The organism is Paraburkholderia hospita, assembly GCF_002902965.1.
Taxonomy (GTDB): domain Bacteria; phylum Pseudomonadota; class Gammaproteobacteria; order Burkholderiales; family Burkholderiaceae; genus Paraburkholderia; species Paraburkholderia hospita.
The window spans coordinates 1,327,011-1,344,108 of sequence record NZ_CP026105.1 but is presented as its reverse complement, the minus strand read 5'-3'; the positions used below and the strand labels follow the sequence as shown (position 1 = coordinate 1,344,108).

Here is a 17,098-nt window from a genome sequence, read left to right as displayed (position 1 = left end):
TGCCATACAATGCGCAGCATCATGAATGCCAACCGCCTGCATCTCCTTCTACCTTTCGCGCTGCCCGCCGCAGCCGATGCGTCCACCGCGCTGTATTCCCTCGACATTCCCGCCCTCGACAAACTGATCGCCCGCGCGACGCTGGTCGAACGTGTGATCGGCGAAGACTTCCAGCGCACGCTGCCGCACGAGCGCTGGGTGGCCCGCAGTTTTGGCGCGGTGCCCGCCGGCACGGCCGCCGCCGACGAGGCGCCCCTCGCGCCCTACATGCTGCTCGCCGACGGCGGTAACCCCGGCGACGCGACATGGGCATGCGTGCAGCCGGTGCATGTGCGGATCGCGCACGACCATCTGGTGCTGATCGATCCCGCGTCGCTGGAACTCGCGAACGACGACGCGCGCGCGCTGTTCGACGTCGCGCGTCCGCTGATCGAGGAACTGGGCGTGCGGATCGAGGCGCCGCAGCCGTCGCGCTGGTATCTGTCGAGCGACGCGTTCGGCACGCTGGCGGGCGCCTCGCCGCTGCGCGCGAGCGGGCGCAACATCGAAATCTGGCTGCCGCACGAAGCGCACACGGGCGAGCGCTCGCGTGCGTGGATGAAGCTGCAGAACGAAGTGCAGATGGCCTGGTTCGAGCATCCCGTGAACGAGGCGCGCGAGGCGCGCGGCCTGCCCGCCGTCAATTCGATCTGGTTTCACGCGCAAGGCGCGGCGCAGCCGGTCAAAAGCGACTTTGCGCGCGTGCTGTCGGATGCGGCGGCGACGCGCGGTCTCGCGCTCGCCGCGCAGGCGGCAACGGCCGCGCCGCCTGCGACTTACGACGCATGGCGTTCGGACAGCGCGAACGGCAGCGCCGCCACCACGCTGATCGAACTCGACCCGTTTTCCGCGCCTTTTATCGAGCAGGACTGGTTCCGCTGGAACGCCGCGTTCGCCGCGCTGGAGCGCGACTGGCTCGCGCCCGCGCTCGCCGCGCTGCAGGCGGGCGAACTCGGCACACTCGGCCTGACGCTGTGCGGCGACACGGGCTCGGTGACACTCGACATTACGCGCGGCGATTTGCGCAAATTCTGGCGACGGCGCCTGTTCGCGTCGCTCTTCATCGAATGAACTGTTCTTCTGCTCCAGGTTTTGCCGCATGACTCGAATCGTTACACGCCCCTGCTCTCCCGCCGACGCGGAAGCGCTGATCCGCCACGGCCTGCATCCCGTGCTCGCGCGCCTCTATGCATCGCGCGGCGTGTGCCTGCCCGATGAGCTCGAAATCGGGCTCGCGCGCCTGACGCCACCCGCGTCGCTAAAAGGCTGCGATGCGGCCGCGGCTCTGCTCGCCGATGCCATCGAAGGCCGGCGCCGCATGCTGGTCGTCGCGGACTACGACTGCGACGGCGCGACGGCTTGCGCTGTCGCCGTGCGCGGCTTGCGGATGTTCGGCGCACAGATCGACTACCTCGTGCCGAACCGCTTCGAGTACGGCTACGGCCTCACGCCGGAAATCGTCGCGCTGGCCGCGCAACGGCCGGGCGGCAAGCCCGAGTTGCTGATCACCGTCGATAACGGCATTGCGAGCGTCGACGGCGTCGAGGCGGCGAATGCGCTCGGCATCGACGTGCTCGTCACCGATCACCATTTGCCCGGCGACGAGTTGCCCGCTGCGCGCGCGATCGTCAATCCGAACCAGCCGGGCTGTACGTTCCCGAGCAAGTGCATCGCGGGCGTCGGCGTGATGTTCTATGTGCTGCTCGCGCTGCGCGCCGAACTGCGCCGCCGTGGCGCATTCGGCGACGCGCGCCCGGAACCGCGTCTGGACGGTCTGCTCGATCTCGTCGCGCTCGGCACGGTCGCCGACGTCGTGAAGCTCGACGGCAACAACCGGGTGCTGGTCGCGCAGGGCTTGCAGCGCATCCGCAACGGCCGCATGCAGCCGGGCATCGCCGCCCTTTTTCGCGCCGCGGGCCGCGATGCGCGCAGCGCGTCGGGCTTCGATCTCGGCTTCGCACTGGGGCCGCGCCTGAATGCGGCGGGACGGCTGTCGGACATGTCGCTGGGCATCGACTGCCTGACGACGGACGACGTCGGACGTGCGTGGGAACTCGCGCAGCAACTCGACACGATGAACCGCGAGCGGCGCGAAATCGAAGCGGGCATGCAGCAGCAGGCGCTCGACGACCTGTCGACGGTCGATCCCGCCGACTCGACGACGATCACGCTGTTCAATCCGAGCTGGCACCAGGGCGTGATCGGTATCGTGGCCGGGCGGCTGAAGGAGAAATTCCACCGGCCGTCGTTCACGTTCGCGCTGGCCGATGATGGCGGCACCACCGTCAAGGGCTCGGGCCGCTCTATTCCGGGTTTCCATCTGCGCGATGCGCTCGATCTCGTGTCGAAGCGCGAGCCGGGGCTGATCGCCAAATTTGGTGGCCACGCGATGGCCGCGGGTCTGACGATCGCTACGGCCGATATTCCGCGCTTTACCGCGGCGTTCGAGCGGGTTGGGCGCGAGTGGCTCACTCAGGACGTGCTGGCGCGCACGGTCGAGACGGATGGCGATCTCGAAGATGCGTATTTCACGCCGCAATTCGTCGAGATGATTGATGCGGCTGTCTGGGGACAGGGGTTTCCGGCGCCTGTTTTCTCGGGCGAGTTCGATGTGATGTCGCAGGCGCTGGTGAAGGATAAACATCTGAAGCTGCAGTTGATGCGCGGGCGCCAGCGGTTCAATGCGATCTGGTTCAATCACACGGCGCCGCTGCCCGCGCGGACGACTGTTGCCTATCGGCTGTCGGCGGATACGTGGAATGGCGTTGCACGGGTGCAACTGATCGTTGAGCATGCTGTGTTGTAGGCTGGGTGCGCCCAGCCCTGGCGCTGTGATCCGCTATAATTTTGGTTTTTGGCGGGAAGGGGTGTGGTTGGCCTTTTTTCGGTTTGGGTTTGGGTTTGGGTTTGGGTTTGGGTTTGGGTTTGTTTTTTTGCTGGCGCCCGCGATTTGCTCTTGCGCTGGCATCCGCGACTTGTTTTGCCTGCTTCACGCGTCGCCCCTGTGCGGGGCGGCACCTACTTTTCTTTGCCGCCGCAAAGAAAAGTAGGCAAAAGAAAGCGGCTAACACCGCCAGCTCTTGTGTTTGCCTGAGGGACCCCAACCGGTCTTATGCTTCACACGGCAACGTCTCTGCTGGCGTGCGTTGCCAACGCTCTGAATGAGCGCCTCACCCGCTTCGCATTCCCATGCACGGGCCAGCGGCAGCGAATGGTTGGTGCCGCCCAGGTGGCAAACTGTGTGTAGGCTTTCGCGCCATACACGCACCACTCCAGACTGAAAAGCGAGGTTGGTGTTTCTGGTAAGGGCACTAATCCGTGCGGTGCGACAACCTACACACAGTTTGCCACCTGGGCGGCGATGGAATATTCGGTACGGCATGCTGCGACGCGGGCGTGTGAAGCGGGTGATGCGTAACGCAAGAGCGTTGGCAACGAGCATGAGTCACGTGGTTGCCGTGTGAAGCGTAAGACCCGTTGGGGGCCCTCAGGCAGGAAGAAATGTTGGCGGTGTTAGCCGCTTTCTTTTGCCTACTTTTCTTTGCGGCGGCAAAGAAAAGTAGGTGCCGCCCCGCACAGGGGCGACGCGTGAAGCACGCTAACGCATCGCGGATGCCAGCGAAAGCAAACACCGCAACGCGAACAAAACCCAAACCCAAACGCCCCCCCAACAGCGTCGCAGACAAAAAACCCATTTATTTGAAACTGGATCGACATGGAAGCGGAACGCCTCAACGCAATCGAATCCTCCCTGGCGGACCTGCGCTCACGCGCAGGCGAGCTCCGGGGGTATCTTTGACTACGATGCAAAGTCGGTACGACTGATCGAAGTCAACAAGGAACTCGAAGACCCGAACGTCTGGAACGACTCGAAGCACGCCCAGGCACTCGGCAAGGAAAAGAAGCTGCTCGAAGGCGTCGTCGACGTGCTGAGCGCGCTCGATAACGACCTGCGCGACACGCAAGACCTGTTCGACATGGCGCGCGAGGAAAGCGACGAAGACACGCTCGTCGCGGTCGACGAAGATGCCGCGAAACTCGAAGCGCGCGTCGCCGACATGGAATTCCGCCGGATGTTCTCGAACCCGGCCGACCCGAACAACGCGTTCATCGACATCCAGGCAGGCGCGGGCGGCACGGAAGCGTGCGACTGGGCATCGATGCTGTTGCGCCAGTACCTGCGCTACTGCGAGCGCAAGGGCTTCAAGACGGAAGTGCTCGAAGAATCGGAAGGCGATGTCGCCGGCATCAAGAGCGCGACCATCAAGGTCGAAGGCGAATACGCGTACGGCTTCCTGCGCACCGAAACAGGCATTCACCGCCTCGTGCGCAAGTCGCCGTTCGACTCGTCAGGCGGCCGTCATACGTCATTCTCGTCGGTGTTCGTCTATCCGGAAATCGATGAGTCGTTCGAGATCGAAGTCAATCCGGCCGATCTGCGCATCGATACCTACCGTGCTTCGGGCGCGGGCGGTCAGCACATCAACAAGACCGACTCCGCCGTGCGTATCACGCACGTCCCGTCAGGCATCGTCGTGCAGTGCCAGAACGACCGCTCGCAGCACCGTAACCGCGCCGAAGCCATGGCGATGCTGAAATCGCGTCTGTACGAAGCCGAAATGCGCAAGCGCCAGTCGGAACAGGACAAGCTCGAAGCGGGCAAATCGGACGTGGGCTGGGGCCACCAGATCCGTTCGTACGTGCTCGACAACAGCCGCATCAAGGATCTGCGTACCAACGTCGAAATCAGCAACACGAAGAGCGTGCTCGACGGCGACCTCGATCCGTTCATCAGCGCCAGCCTGAAACAGGGCATCTAGGCGTAGCCGGCGCGGCACGCTTCGCCACGCCGCATTTTTTTCACCGCCTGTGCGCCACAGTCGAAAGCGCGCATGAGGCATCGGATACCGAACATCATCACCATGACCGAACCGACCCAGCCGAATGCGGCCCAGCGGGATGCCGCCCAGCAGAACGCCGCCGCCGAGGTGGACGACAACCAGATCATCGCCGAGCGCCGCGAAAAGCTGCGCGCACTGCGTGAGCAAGGCGTCGCCTACCCGAACGACTTCCGCCCGACCCACCACGCCGCCGATCTCCAGTCCGACTACGCGGACGACGACAAGGACGCGCTCGAAGCGAAAGCGCTGCCAGTTGCACTGGCCGGCCGCATGATGCTCAAGCGCGTGATGGGCAAGGCGAGTTTCGCGACGGTGCGCGACGGCTCGGGCCAGATCCAGTTCTTCATCACGCCCGCCGACGTCGGCGAAGCGACATACGAAGCGTTCAAGAAGTGGGACCTCGGCGACATCGTCGCCGCCAAGGGCGTGCTGTTCCGCACGAACAAGGGCGAGCTCTCCGTGCGCTGTACGGAACTGCGGCTGCTGTCGAAGGCACTGCGTCCGTTGCCCGACAAGTTCCACGGTCTCGCCGACCAGGAAATGCGCTATCGCCAGCGCTATGTCGATCTGATCGTCACGCCGGAAGCGCGCAAGACGTTTGTCGCACGTACCAAAGCCGTGTCGTCGATCCGCAAGTTCATGGCCGACGCGAACTTCATGGAAGTCGAAACGCCGATGCTGCACCCGATTCCGGGCGGCGCCGCGGCCAAGCCGTTCGTCACGCATCACAACGCGCTCGATATGCAGATGTTCCTGCGCATCGCGCCCGAGCTGTATCTGAAGCGGCTGGTGGTGGGTGGCTTCGAGCGTGTGTTCGAGATCAACCGGAATTTCCGTAACGAGGGCGTGTCGCCGCGTCACAATCCGGAATTCACGATGATGGAGTTCTACGCCGCGTACACCGACTACAAGTGGCTGATGGACTTCACCGAGCAACTGATCCGTCAGGCCGCCGTCGATGCACTCGGCGACGCGACGATCACGTATCAGGGCCGCGAACTGGATCTGTCCAAGCCGTTCCATCGCCTGACGATCACGCAGGCGATCCAGAAATTCGCGCCGCAATACACGGACGCGCAACTGGCGGACGGCGCGTTCCTGCGCACAGAACTGAAGAAGTTCGGCGTCGACGCGAACCAGCCGCAGTTCCTGAACGCGGGTATCGGCGCGCTGCAACTGGCGCTGTTCGAGGAAACGGCGGAGTCGCAATTGTGGGAGCCGACGTTCATCATCGATTACCCCATCGAGGTATCGCCGCTCGCGCGCGCATCGGATAGCGTGGACGGCATCACCGAACGTTTCGAGCTGTTCATCACGGGCCGTGAAATCGCCAACGGCTTCTCGGAGCTGAACGATCCGGAAGACCAGGCCGCGCGCTTCAAGAAGCAGGTCGACCAGAAGGACGCCGGCGACGAAGAAGCGATGTACTACGACGCCGACTACATCCGCGCGCTCGAATACGGCATGCCGCCGGCGGGCGGCTGCGGGATCGGCATCGACCGTCTGGTGATGCTGCTCACCGACAGCCCGAGCATCCGCGACGTCATCCTGTTCCCGCATCTGCGCCGCGAAGACTGATCTTCCCGCTGATACCGCTGTCCCCGCGCACGGCCGTTTTCGCGCCGTGCGCGGCTTCCACTCCCCCGCCGCTCTCCCTTCTTTCCGAAGTGCACGTGCCGTTTGTAACTATCGGTAAAAGCTGCGCAATTCGATCTGGTCCGCTTTTGTCGCTAATTCGCCGAAATCCAGCTTCGGCGCGGTTTTGGGCTTTTGGTGCACTTCTTGCGTTCGCCATGGGCAAATCCCGGCCCGTTCCCGGTTACAAATTGAAACCCTGAGCGGATCGGCATGTCCGACACTTATACGGCTACTTTTACAGGTCAAACTCTGCACAGCTGGAGGCCTACCACCATGGACAATCCGAACAATTCACCGCGCCGCCTTCATCCCCTCATTGCCGTGGCGGCAGGCGCCGTCATCGTCGCCAGTCTGGTCGCGACGGCGGCCGTGACGGGACTGTTCCCGAAGGCTTCGAGCAACGGCGAGCAAAGCGACCAGGTGCAGTCGGCGGCCGTCGCACAGCAACAGCAGCCCGTCGTCGATACCGCGCAACCGGCTAACCTGAGCGCGCAGCAGCAAGCAGCGGCGCAACAACAGCAGGCCGAACAGCAAGCGGCTCAGCAGCAGGCTCAACCGGCACAGCAGGCGCAGGCTCAGCAAGCACAGCAGTTGGCCGCGCAGCAGGCGCCGCAAGCACCCGCGCCGGCCCCGCAATTTGCGCAACAGCCGCAATACGCGCAGCAACAACCCGCGCGACCCGCCTACTGTTCGACGTGCGGCACGGTCGAAGCGATTTCGGCCGTGCGCCAGGAAGGCCACGGAACCGGGATTGGCGCCGTGGGCGGCGCGGTGGCGGGTGGTGTCGTCGGCAACCAGTTCGGCAGCGGCGGCGGCCGCACGGCGATGACGCTGCTCGGCGCGCTCGGCGGCGGCCTCGCGGGTAACTCGGTCGAAAAGCATCTGCGCAGCTCGACCAGTTACTCGGTGCGCGTGCATATGGAAAACGGCAAGACGCGCTACTTCACGTATCACGAAGCGCCGCCGTTCCAGCAAGGCCAGCGTGTGCGAGTGGAGAACGGGACGCTCGTCGCAGGCTGATCTTTAACGGACGCCCGCGCGCGCAAAGCTTCGAGCATTAAAAAAGGCGACTTCCACGGAAGTCGCCTTTTGCATGTGTTGCGTCTGAAGCGCCGCTGTACGCGCCGCGCTCAGTAATCCGCGTCTTCGATCCATGCCGCCTGAATCGCCTCAAGGATCTTTTCGTTCGAGCGATTCGGATCGTCGTCGAAACCGTCCAGTTCCATCACCCAACGGTGTAGATCGGTGAACCGCACCTGTTGCGGATCGATCTCGGGGTGCTTGTCGGTCAAGGCCATCGCGATATCTTGCGTGTCGGTCCACTTCATGGCTGCTCGCTCCTGTTAGTGATTTTCCTTCGCGTGGTTGATCGAATAACGCGGAATCTCGACCACGAGATCGTCGCCTTCAGGCATGAGCGCCTGGCACGACAACCGCGATTCGCGTTCGAGACCCCATGCCTTGTCGAGCAGATCGTCCTCGTCTTCTTCCGACGGCGTCAGCACGTTGAAACCCTCACGGACGATCACGTGACAGGTCGTGCACGCGCAAGACTTCTCGCATGCGTGCTCGATTTCGATGCCGTGTTCGAGCAGATTGTCGCAGATGCTCTTGCCCGGCACGGCGTCGATGACCGCGCCGTCTGGACACAGTTCGACGTGAGGCAGCACAACGATTTGAGGCATACAAATTCCGTTCTGGTCTGTGAGGCACGGACGCCGCCCTTCAGGCACCGTACCATTTTACTGGTGGCGCGGCCGTTTTTGGCACGCGCCGCGTGATTCAGCGGCGACGTGTGAATCATGGATTCACGGCATCGCCTTGGTTGCGTCGACTGCGCTGATTGAAGACTGGCGCGGCGTCAGATCTCGTCGAGCTTGCGGCCCGCGAGCGCGCGGCGAATGCTCTTGTTCATCCGGCGCGCGGCGAATTCGTCGGTGCCTTCGGCGAGCGTCTTCGTCGCCGTTTCGATCGCGTCGGTATCGTCGCCCGGCGCGATCGCACGCAGCGCGGCGACCAGACCTTCGAGCGTGACACGCTCGTCGGCGTCGAGCAGTTCGCCGTCGGCCGCAAGCGCCGCTTCCGTCGCTTCGACCAGACGCTGCGCTTCGACCTGCGCCTCGCGCAACGCCCGCGCGCGCATATCGACTTCCGCCGTCTTGAAGCTGTCTTCGAGCATGCGCGCGACGTCGTCGTCGGCGAGCCCATACGACGGCTTCACGATCACCGATGCCTCCACGCCCGAATGCTGCTCGCGCGCAAACACGGACAACAGACCGTCCGCATCGACCTGATAGGTGACGCGGATGCGCGCCGCGCCCGCCGCCATCGGCGGAATGCCGCGCAACTCGAAGCGCGCGAGCGAACGGCAATCGGACACGAGTTCGCGCTCGCCCTGGACGACGTGAATCGCCATCGCCGTCTGGCCGTCCTTGAAGGTCGTGAATTCCTGCGCGCGTGCGACGGGAATGGTCGAGTTGCGCGGGATGATCTTCTCGGCGAGGCCGCCCATCGTTTCGACGCCGAGCGACAGCGGAATCACGTCGAGCAGCAGCCAGTCGTCGCCGTCGGCGCCGCGGTTGCCCGCGAGCAGGTCGGCCTGGATCGCCGCGCCGAGCGCGACGACCTGATCTGGATCGAGATTGGTCAGCGGCGGCTGGCCGAAAAAGTTTTCGACCGCGCGGCGTATCACCGGCATGCGCGTCGCGCCGCCGACGAGCACGACGCCGTCGATATCGGCCGCCGTCAGCTTCGCGTCGCGCAGCGCCTTTTTCGTCGGGCCGAGCGTGCGCTGCACGAGCGCCTGCGTGATCGTTTCGAACGCCGCTTCGTCGACGGTGACATCGATCTTTGCGCCGCTTGCGAGCGTTACCTGGATCGGAGCGCTCGGCGCCGACGACAGCGTTTCTTTCGCGACACGCACGGTGTCGAGCAACAGGCGCACGTCTTCCGGTGTCAGCGACTGCGCCGGAACGTTCGCCTTCTCCAGCACATGACGATACAGCGCGTGATCGAAGTCGTCGCCGCCGAGCGCCGAATCGCCGCCCGCCGCGAGCACTTCGAAAACGCCCTTCGTGAGCTTCAAAACGGACAGATCGAACGTGCCGCCGCCGAGGTCGTACACCGCGTACAGACCTTCCGCGCCGTTATCGAGACCGTAGGCGATCGCGGCCGCCGTCGGCTCGTTCAGCAAGCGCAGCACGTTCAGGCCGGCGAGACGCGCGGCATCCTTGGTCGCCTGGCGCTGCGCTTCGTCGAAATAGGCGGGCACGGTGATCACCGCGCCGACCAGCTCGTCGCCGAGCGTGTCTTCCGCGCGATAGCGCAGCGTCGCGAGAATTTCGGCGGACACTTCGACGGGACTCTTCACGCCGTCGATGGTGCGGATCTGCACCATGCCCGGCGCGTCGACGAAATCGTACGGCGCGTTTTCCGCGTGCTCGACTTCGCTCTTGCCGCGCCCCATGAAGCGCTTGACCGAGACGATCGTATTGCGCGGATCGGTGGCGGCTTCCGCTTTCGCCGTGCGGCCGATGCGCCGGCCGCCCTTCTCCAGATATCGCACGACGGACGGCAGCAGATAGTGGCCTTCGTCGTCGGGCAATACGTCGGGCACGCCGCTGCGCACCGCCGCGACGAGAGAGTTGGTCGTGCCAAGGTCGATGCCGACCGCGAGACGCCGCTGATGCGGCGCGGGCGCCATGCCGGGTTCAGAAATTTGCAGTAAAGCCATCTGGAATCTTCTTCGGAGCTTGCTTCGCCCCGGTCCTGATCGTGTTGGTTCGCGTGGTGATTGGGCTATATCGTCGGGCCGCGCCAGGCGGCCTCAGACGTCGAGCCGCTCGATCTGCGTGCCGATCTCCGCGGCCACGCGCTCGATGAACATCAGTTGCCGCACGGCCTCGCCCGCTGCCTGATTCGAGCCGCTGTCGAGCAACGCGGCCAGCTTCGTGAAGCGCACCTTTTCTTCTTCGCGCAGTTCCGCGAGCAGCGCATCGAGCGCATCGACATTCTTTGCCGCCGACGCGTCCTCGATGTTCTCCCGCCATTCCATCTGCTGCATCAGGAACGCGGGCTCCATCGCCGTGTTGTTCTCCGCGCCGACATCGATGCCGCGCAACGTCAGCAGGTAGCGTGCGCGTTTCAACGGATCGCGCAGCGTCTGGTACGCCTCGTTCGTGCGCGTTGCCCATTGCATCGCGATGCGCTTTTGCGCGTCGCCCGCTGCGGCGAAACGGTCGGGATGCACCTGCGCCTGCACCGTGCGATACGCGTGATCCAACGCGGATGCATCGAGCGCGAATTGCTCGGGCAGATTGAAGAGTTCGAAGTGACTGTCGTTCAGCGAGGCCATTAGGTTACTTTGTCCATGCAATGCGCGCAGGGCAGCGCCGAAGCGCGCGCCAGGTGCGCGGCGAAATTGAAAAAAGGCGGCACAGGCCGCCTTTTCAGCATGACTCGCGCGCTTACACGCGGAACGATTCGCCGCAGCCGCACTCGTCCTTCACATTCGGGTTGTTGAACCTGAAGCCTTCGTTCAACCCTTCGCGTGCGAAGTCGAGTTCCGTGCCGTCGATATAAGCGAGGCTCTTCGGGTCCACCACGATCTTCACGCCCTTGCATTCGAACACTTCGTCTTCGGGCGCGAGTTCATCGACATACTCGAGCTTATACGCGAGCCCCGAGCAACCCGTCGTGCGCACACCGAGCCGCAACCCGACACCCTTGCCGCGCCGGATCAGATATTTCTGCACGTGTTGTGCTGCCTTTTCGGTCAACGTAATTGCCATAGCGTTTCTCATTGTGCGGCACACCGTCGCTCCTCACGACCCGTGTCGCGACCCTGCCTGCTTCCCAAATCGTTCCGGCGGGCGCCGATAGCCAGTATCGACGCGTCGCCGTGCCACTCCTGACGCGCTCGACTGCGTCTTAAGCCGATTGCTCGGCCTTCGCTGCGTCAGCCGTTTCGCCGTGACGATGCTTGTAGTCGGCGACCGCTGCCTTGATCGCGTCTTCCGCGAGGATCGAACAGTGGATCTTCACGGGCGGCAGCGCCAGCTCTTCGGCGATCTGCGTGTTTTTGATCGTGAGCGCCTGATCCAGCGTCTTGCCCTTCACCCATTCCGTGACGAGCGAGCTCGACGCGATGGCCGAACCGCAGCCGTACGTCTTGAACTTCGCGTCTTCGATCACACCGTCTGCGCCCACGCGAATCTGCAGCTTCATCACGTCGCCGCAAGCGGGCGCGCCGACCATGCCGGTGCCAACCGCGTCGTCGTCCTTCGAGAACGAACCGACGTTGCGCGGGTTTTCGTAGTGATCCAGAACCTTGTCGCTATATGCCATTTTGTGACTCCTTGATTCGATTCAACCTGCGTGCGTTTATCGACTGATTCAAGGCGCGCTTAGTGCGCGGCCCATTGAATCGTCGAAATATCGATGCCGTCCTTGTGCATTTCCCACAGCGGCGACAGATCGCGCAGCTTCGCAATCTTGCTCTTCAGCAGGTTGATGACGTAATCGACGTCCTGCTCCGTCGTGAAGCGGCCCACCGTGAAGCGGATCGAGCTGTGCGCCAGTTCGTCGTTGCGGCCGAGCGCGCGCAGCACGTATGACGGCTCCAGCGATGCCGACGTGCAAGCCGAGCCCGACGACACGGCCACGTCCTTCACCGCCATGATCAGCGACTCGCCTTCGACGAAGTTGAAGCTGATGTTCAGGTTGTGCGCGACACGCTTTTCCATGTCGCCATTCACATACGTTTCTTCGATCTCTTTCAGGCCGCGCAGCAACTTGTCGCGCAGCGCGCGGACGCGTTCGTTTTCCGTCGCCATTTCTTCGCGCGCGATACGGAACGCTTCACCCATGCCGACGATCTGGTGCGTCGCCAGCGTGCCCGAGCGCATACCGCGCTCGTGGCCGCCGCCGTGCATCTGCGCTTCGATGCGCACGCGCGGCTTGCGGCGCACGTACAGCGCGCCGATGCCCTTCGGGCCGTATGTCTTGTGCGCCGAGAACGACATCAGGTCGACCTTCAGCTTCTGCAGGTCGATTTCGACCTTGCCCGTCGATTGCGCCGCGTCGACGTGGAAAATGATGCCCTTCTCGCGGCAAATCTCGCCGATCGTCTCGATGTCCTGGACGACGCCGATCTCGTTGTTCACGTGCATCACGGAAACGAGGATCGTGTCCGGACGCAGCGCGGCCCTGAACACGTCGAGGTCGATCAGACCGTCGTCCTTCACATCCAGATACGTGACTTCGTAGCCTTCGCGCTCCAGCTCACGCGTGGTGTCGAGCACAGCCTTGTGCTCGGTCTTCACGGTGATGATGTGCTTGCCCTTGCCCTTGTAGAAGTGCGCAGCACCCTTGATTGCGAGGTTGTCCGATTCCGTCGCGCCCGACGTCCAGATGATTTCGCGCGGGTCGGCGTTGACGAGCGCCGCGACGTTCTCGCGCGCTTCCTCGACGGCACGTTCCGCGTCCCAGCCGTATGCGTGGCTGCGCGATGCCGGGTTGCCGAACTGCTCGCGCAGGTACGGAATCATCTTGTCCACCACGCGCGGATCGACGGGTGTCGTCGCGCTGTAGTCCATGTAAATGGGCAGGTGGGGAATGTCGTTGTTCATCAATCGCTCCGGGGACATCAGTGCTTATGGCTTCATGGTTCTGGCGTTCGCGTCTGTGCGCGCTCTGTCAGCCGGCCATGTTGAAAACGGAATTCGGCCCTTTCGGCACCGCGCGCGGCTCCACGGCGGGCGCTTCGGTACGCCGGTCGCGCAGCACCGCCGTCGAACCTTCGCGCGAGCGCTGCTGGTCGACCAGGTCTTTCAGGGAAACGGAGTCGAGATACTCGACCATCTTCTGGTTCAGCGTCGACCACAGTTCATGCGTCATGCAATGGCCGTCGTGATGCTTCGTGCCCTCGCACGAACCCTTGCCGCCGCATTGGGTGGCATCGAGCGGTTCGTCGACGGCGATAATGATGTCCGCGACCGTCACATCCTCCGCGCGGCGCGCGAGGTTGTAGCCGCCGCCCGGCCCGCGCACGGATTCGACGATCTCGTGACGGCGCAGCTTGCCAAACAGCTGCTCGAGGTAGGACAGGGAGATGTGTTGGCGCTGGCTGATACCCGCAAGCGTCACCGGGCCCTGCTCCTGGCGCAATGCCAGGTCGATCATCGCCGTGACGGCGAAACGGCCTTTCGTGGTGAGTCTCATATGTGGTGGGAACCGCAATTCTCGACAAGTTTGGTCAAGTATAAATACATGACGAATTTAGTCAAGTATCCCTATCTCGATTTGGGTCATTTACTTAACGAAAAACTTGTCTACGGGGTCAATTGGGGCCGCAGCACCGCGATCAGTCCACGGCAGGCGGCTTCGCACTGGTCCAGCACGATTTCGAAGCCCTCGCCGCCGCCGAAGTACGGATCGACGACTTCGCGTGCATCGAAACCTGGCGCGCGTTTTTCCGCGCCGCTTGCGTCCGGCGCGTCCGCGTCAGTCGCAAATTCCATCAGCAGACGAATCTTGTCGCGCTGTTCCGCCGGACAGATTTGTCTGAGCGCGGCGACGTTTTTGTCGTCCATCGCAATGATCAGATCGAAGCGCTCGAAATCGACGGCGGTGATCTGACGGCCGCGAAATATCGACAAATCGTAACCGCGATTTTTTGCGGCGCGCTGCGCGCGGTCGTCCGGCGCTTCGCCAATGTGCCAGTCACCCGTACCCGCAGAATCCACGATCACGTGATCCGCAAGCTTCGCGTCTGCCAGCAGGTGCCGCATGACGCCTTCCGCAGTCGGGGAACGGCAAATGTTCCCAAGGCACACGAAGCAGATGGCGACGGTTTTCATCAATGGCTGAGCGGCTCAGCCGCAAGTGTCATATGTGGTGAAACGGTGCCGCGATTATACAAAGCCGTGCAAAATCACGCCGGCGGCGCGCCAGCAGCCATGCCGATTACATCGGCTGTGCGGACATGCGTGCCGTCGCGGGCAGCACGTCGGCGGGCATCGCAGCCTCGCCGCCGACGAATCCATACGAAACCGTACGAGCAAGCTCGGCCGACACGCGCTCAGCAGCAAGCGGCGACTGCGTAGCCGCGCCGTTATACAGATGCAGATAAGCAATGGCCGCAAGCGGCACAACGATGGCTAATGGCCAATACACCGATATTTTCTTTTTCATGATGTCGTTCTCTTTAAGCGGGCCGCAGTGCACAGACGCACTTTGCCCAGTCGAAATGGTAGCCGAGGACGCAATCCGGAAAAACCCGCCCCAACGGAACACTGCGTTGCGCCCGGATGAACAGTCGGGATCGCGAAGCGGATTTGCAAAGTGCCGACGACAGTCTTTCGACCGCCGAAAGATATCCTTACAAAAGCACACACAGGTAATAGTCAACAGGCGGTACAACTAGCTACATGGATAGACACGCACCTCTCGCTTGTCTTAACACTCAAATGAAACGTCTTATTCCTTCTTTCGCTCCTGCTGCCGTTGCACTCTGCGCAGTCGCCGCTCTCAGTGGATGCGTCGCTTATCCGTACGGCGGCCAGCCGGCGGGCTATGGCTACAACGACGGCTACTACGACGGCTACGGCGCACCCGTCCCCGCCTACGGATACGGATACGCCGAACCGCCCGTGCAATCGAGCCTGTTCCTGGGCTTCGGCGGGGGCGGATACTCAGGTTCCAACTACGACCGCCACTATTGGGGCGGACGTGGCTACGATCACGGAAATTACAATCGCGGCGACCGCGGCAACTGGAACGGGAACGGCCGCGGCGGCAACGGCAACAATGGCGGCCCGCCGCGCGGTCAGCCACCGCAGGCAGGCAATCCGCCGCCACCGAATCCCGGCGGCAATTCGGGCGGCGGCTACCATGGCAACCGTCAGCCCGTGCAAGCGGGTTCGGGGCAGCAGCAAGGCGGGGGCAATCGCGGCGGACAGGCGTGGAATAACGAGGGCGGCAGACCGCATTGATCGCCGGGACGAAAACAAAGGCCTTCAGTGCTGACGCGCAATGAAGAAGAGGCTGTATCGCACATGCGATGCAGCCTCTTTCAATTTCGACGCGCGAGGGAGGAGCGCTACCCGATATGGGTCTTGCTCGCGGCGTATAGCTCGCGGAAGGTCCGCCCGACAGGCGCGGGCATTTCGCGCGTGTCGGTCCAGCCCCCGCCAAGCGGCAGCTTCGCGATCGACTTCCGGTTGCCGCCCATTTTCTCGAGAATCCGCACCGCGACCTTCGTGAAGAGCCTGTACGCCGTCGGATGCATCGCCAGATAGCCCCAGACGGCGAGCCCGTAGCGCTCCTGCCACGGCCGCAGATGCCGCTCCACCTGGCGCTCGCGCAGCTTGCGCAACAAATCCGACAGCGGAATGCCGACCGGGCACACGCTATTGCATTCACCGCATAGCGTCGCGGCCTGCGGCAGATCGAGCGCTTTTTCGATGCCGACATAGCTCGGCGTCAGCACCGAGCCCATCGGCCCCGGATACACCCAGCCATACGTGTGTCCGCCGACCTTCTGATACACAGGGCAATGGTTCATGCACGCGCCGCAGCGGATACAGCGCAGCATCTCCTGAAAGTCGCCGCCGATCAGCCCGGTGCGCCCGCCATCGACGAGCACCACGTACATATGTTCCGGCCCGTCCTGGTCGCCTGCGCGTCGCGGCCCCGTCAGCACGGAGAAATAGTTCGAAACGTCCTGCCCCGTCGCCGAGCGCGGCAACAGACGCATGGCCGTCGCGAGATCCTCGAGCGTCGGCAGTACCTTTTCGATGCCTGTCACCGCGACGTGCACGCGTGGCATCACCGTGCACATGCCTTCGTTGCCCTCGTTGGTCACGAGCGCGACCGAGCCTGTCTCCGCGATCACGAAGTTGCCGCCCGTCACACCCATGTCGGCCGTCATGAAGTGCGGGCGCAGCACCTCGCGCGCCTCGCGCGTCATCTCGGGAATCTCAGTCAGACGCGGCTTCTGGTGGGTCTTCGCAAAGAGATCAGCGATCTCTTCCTTGTCCTTGTGGACGACGGGCGCGATGATGTGGCTCGGCGGCTCGTTGTCGTTGATCTGCAGGATGTATTCGCCGAGGTCGGTTTCGATCGACTGCACACCCATTTGCCCGAGTACCTCGTTCAGGCGCATTTCCTCGGACACCATCGACTTCGTCTTGATCACCTTCTTCACGTCGTGCTTGCGCGCGATATCGGCGACGAGCTTCGCTGCGTCTTGCGTCGTCTCGGCGAACAGCACTGTGACGCCGCGCCGCGTCGCCTCGCGCTCGAAGGTCTCGAGCCAGACGTCGAGGTTCTCCAGTGCGCGGTTGCGGCGCTCCTTGAGCGCGGCGCGCGTGGCCGGGAAATCGATCGCCAGCATCGCCGACGCGCGCGCCGACACGAATTTCGTCGACAGCTTGGTCAGGTTTTGCTGAAGGCGCTGGTCGGCGAGCTTCTGGCCCGCGCGCGCCTTGAACTGCATCGTTTGGACTTGCATGACGGCC

Annotated in this window: 17 protein-coding genes; 6 read left to right on the top strand and 11 right to left on the bottom strand. The window is 63.3% G+C overall.

The features are described from left to right. Positions 1-9 precede the first annotated feature (9 nt). The 5 genes from C2L64_RS05985 to C2L64_RS05960 all read left to right on the top strand — a co-directional run bounded on the left by C2L64_RS05985 (position 10) and on the right by C2L64_RS05960 (position 7,598). Complete coding sequence (locus C2L64_RS05985; protein ID WP_086910553.1) at positions 10-1,110, top strand: regulator; 1,101 nt, start codon at positions 10-12, stop codon at positions 1,108-1,110. A 28-nt stretch (positions 1,111-1,138) separates the two neighbouring features. Continuing rightward, a complete protein-coding gene (gene recJ / locus C2L64_RS05980; RefSeq protein WP_090835869.1) occupies positions 1,139-2,845 on the top strand; it encodes a single-stranded-DNA-specific exonuclease RecJ in 1,707 nt (568 codons plus the stop codon). A gap of 909 nt (positions 2,846-3,754) precedes the next feature. After that, a protein-coding gene (prfB, locus tag C2L64_RS05970) for a peptide chain release factor 2 (RefSeq protein WP_103153676.1) occupies positions 3,755-4,859 on the top strand; the annotation gives its coding sequence in 2 pieces (ribosomal slippage) (positions 3,755-3,835 and positions 3,837-4,859; 1,104 coding nt in all). A gap of 102 nt (positions 4,860-4,961) precedes the next feature. Further along, complete coding sequence (lysS, locus tag C2L64_RS05965; protein ID WP_086910677.1) at positions 4,962-6,518, top strand: lysine--tRNA ligase; 1,557 nt, start codon at positions 4,962-4,964, stop codon at positions 6,516-6,518. A 333-nt stretch (positions 6,519-6,851) separates the two neighbouring features. Continuing rightward, complete coding sequence (locus C2L64_RS05960) at positions 6,852-7,598, top strand: glycine zipper 2TM domain-containing protein (RefSeq protein ID WP_090835870.1); 747 nt, start codon at positions 6,852-6,854, stop codon at positions 7,596-7,598. A 110-nt stretch (positions 7,599-7,708) separates the two neighbouring features. Here the strand turns inward: C2L64_RS05960 and iscX are convergent, their stop codons facing one another. From iscX to C2L64_RS05910, 10 genes are all read right to left on the bottom strand, one after another. Continuing rightward, positions 7,709-7,906, bottom strand: coding sequence for a Fe-S cluster assembly protein IscX (gene iscX / locus C2L64_RS05955; protein WP_007586799.1), 198 nt, complete (start codon positions 7,904-7,906; stop codon positions 7,709-7,711). 15 nt (positions 7,907-7,921) lie between these two features. Continuing rightward, positions 7,922-8,263 carry an ISC system 2Fe-2S type ferredoxin gene (gene fdx, locus C2L64_RS05950; RefSeq protein WP_007586800.1) on the bottom strand — a complete coding sequence of 114 codons (342 nt, stop codon included), beginning with the start codon at positions 8,261-8,263 and terminating at the stop codon, positions 7,922-7,924. Positions 8,264-8,439: 176 nt separating this feature from the next. Beyond that, positions 8,440-10,311 (bottom strand): Fe-S protein assembly chaperone HscA, encoded by a 1,872-nt coding sequence (gene hscA, locus C2L64_RS05945; protein ID WP_090835871.1) that lies wholly within the window; start codon positions 10,309-10,311, stop codon positions 8,440-8,442. A gap of 93 nt (positions 10,312-10,404) precedes the next feature. Further along, entirely contained in the window at positions 10,405-10,932 is a 528-nt protein-coding gene (gene hscB, locus C2L64_RS05940; protein WP_090835872.1) for a Fe-S protein assembly co-chaperone HscB, read from the bottom strand. Between the two features lie 112 nt (positions 10,933-11,044). Then, on the bottom strand, positions 11,045-11,368 hold the full coding sequence (gene iscA / locus C2L64_RS05935; RefSeq protein WP_007586809.1) for an iron-sulfur cluster assembly protein IscA: 324 nt from the start codon (positions 11,366-11,368) through the stop codon (positions 11,045-11,047). 139 nt (positions 11,369-11,507) lie between these two features. Then, positions 11,508-11,924: a Fe-S cluster assembly scaffold IscU gene (gene iscU, locus C2L64_RS05930; protein ID WP_007586814.1), complete on the bottom strand. Its 417-nt coding sequence runs from the start codon at positions 11,922-11,924 to the stop codon at positions 11,508-11,510. A 59-nt stretch (positions 11,925-11,983) separates the two neighbouring features. After that, positions 11,984-13,207 carry an IscS subfamily cysteine desulfurase gene (locus C2L64_RS05925; protein WP_090835873.1) on the bottom strand — a complete coding sequence of 408 codons (1,224 nt, stop codon included), beginning with the start codon at positions 13,205-13,207 and terminating at the stop codon, positions 11,984-11,986. A gap of 67 nt (positions 13,208-13,274) precedes the next feature. Continuing rightward, positions 13,275-13,799 (bottom strand): Fe-S cluster assembly transcriptional regulator IscR, encoded by a 525-nt coding sequence (gene iscR / locus C2L64_RS05920; RefSeq protein WP_007586816.1) that lies wholly within the window; start codon positions 13,797-13,799, stop codon positions 13,275-13,277. 110 nt (positions 13,800-13,909) lie between these two features. Then, a complete protein-coding gene (locus tag C2L64_RS05915; protein ID WP_090835874.1) occupies positions 13,910-14,437 on the bottom strand; it encodes a low molecular weight protein-tyrosine-phosphatase in 528 nt (175 codons plus the stop codon). A gap of 106 nt (positions 14,438-14,543) precedes the next feature. Continuing rightward, positions 14,544-14,771: a hypothetical protein gene (locus tag C2L64_RS05910; protein WP_007586818.1), complete on the bottom strand. Its 228-nt coding sequence runs from the start codon at positions 14,769-14,771 to the stop codon at positions 14,544-14,546. 275 nt (positions 14,772-15,046) lie between these two features. Here C2L64_RS05910 and C2L64_RS05905 point away from each other — a divergent pair, with 275 nt between their 5' ends. Beyond that, the gene (locus C2L64_RS05905) at positions 15,047-15,571 is read left to right on the top strand and encodes a hypothetical protein (protein WP_090835875.1); all 525 of its coding nucleotides are present in this window, start codon (positions 15,047-15,049) and stop codon (positions 15,569-15,571) included. 107 nt (positions 15,572-15,678) lie between these two features. Here C2L64_RS05905 and C2L64_RS05900 read toward each other — a convergent pair whose 3' ends face one another. Continuing rightward, the gene (locus C2L64_RS05900; RefSeq protein ID WP_042307065.1) at positions 15,679-17,091 is read right to left on the bottom strand and encodes a LutB/LldF family L-lactate oxidation iron-sulfur protein; all 1,413 of its coding nucleotides are present in this window, start codon (positions 17,089-17,091) and stop codon (positions 15,679-15,681) included. Positions 17,092-17,098: the final 7 nt, after the last annotated feature.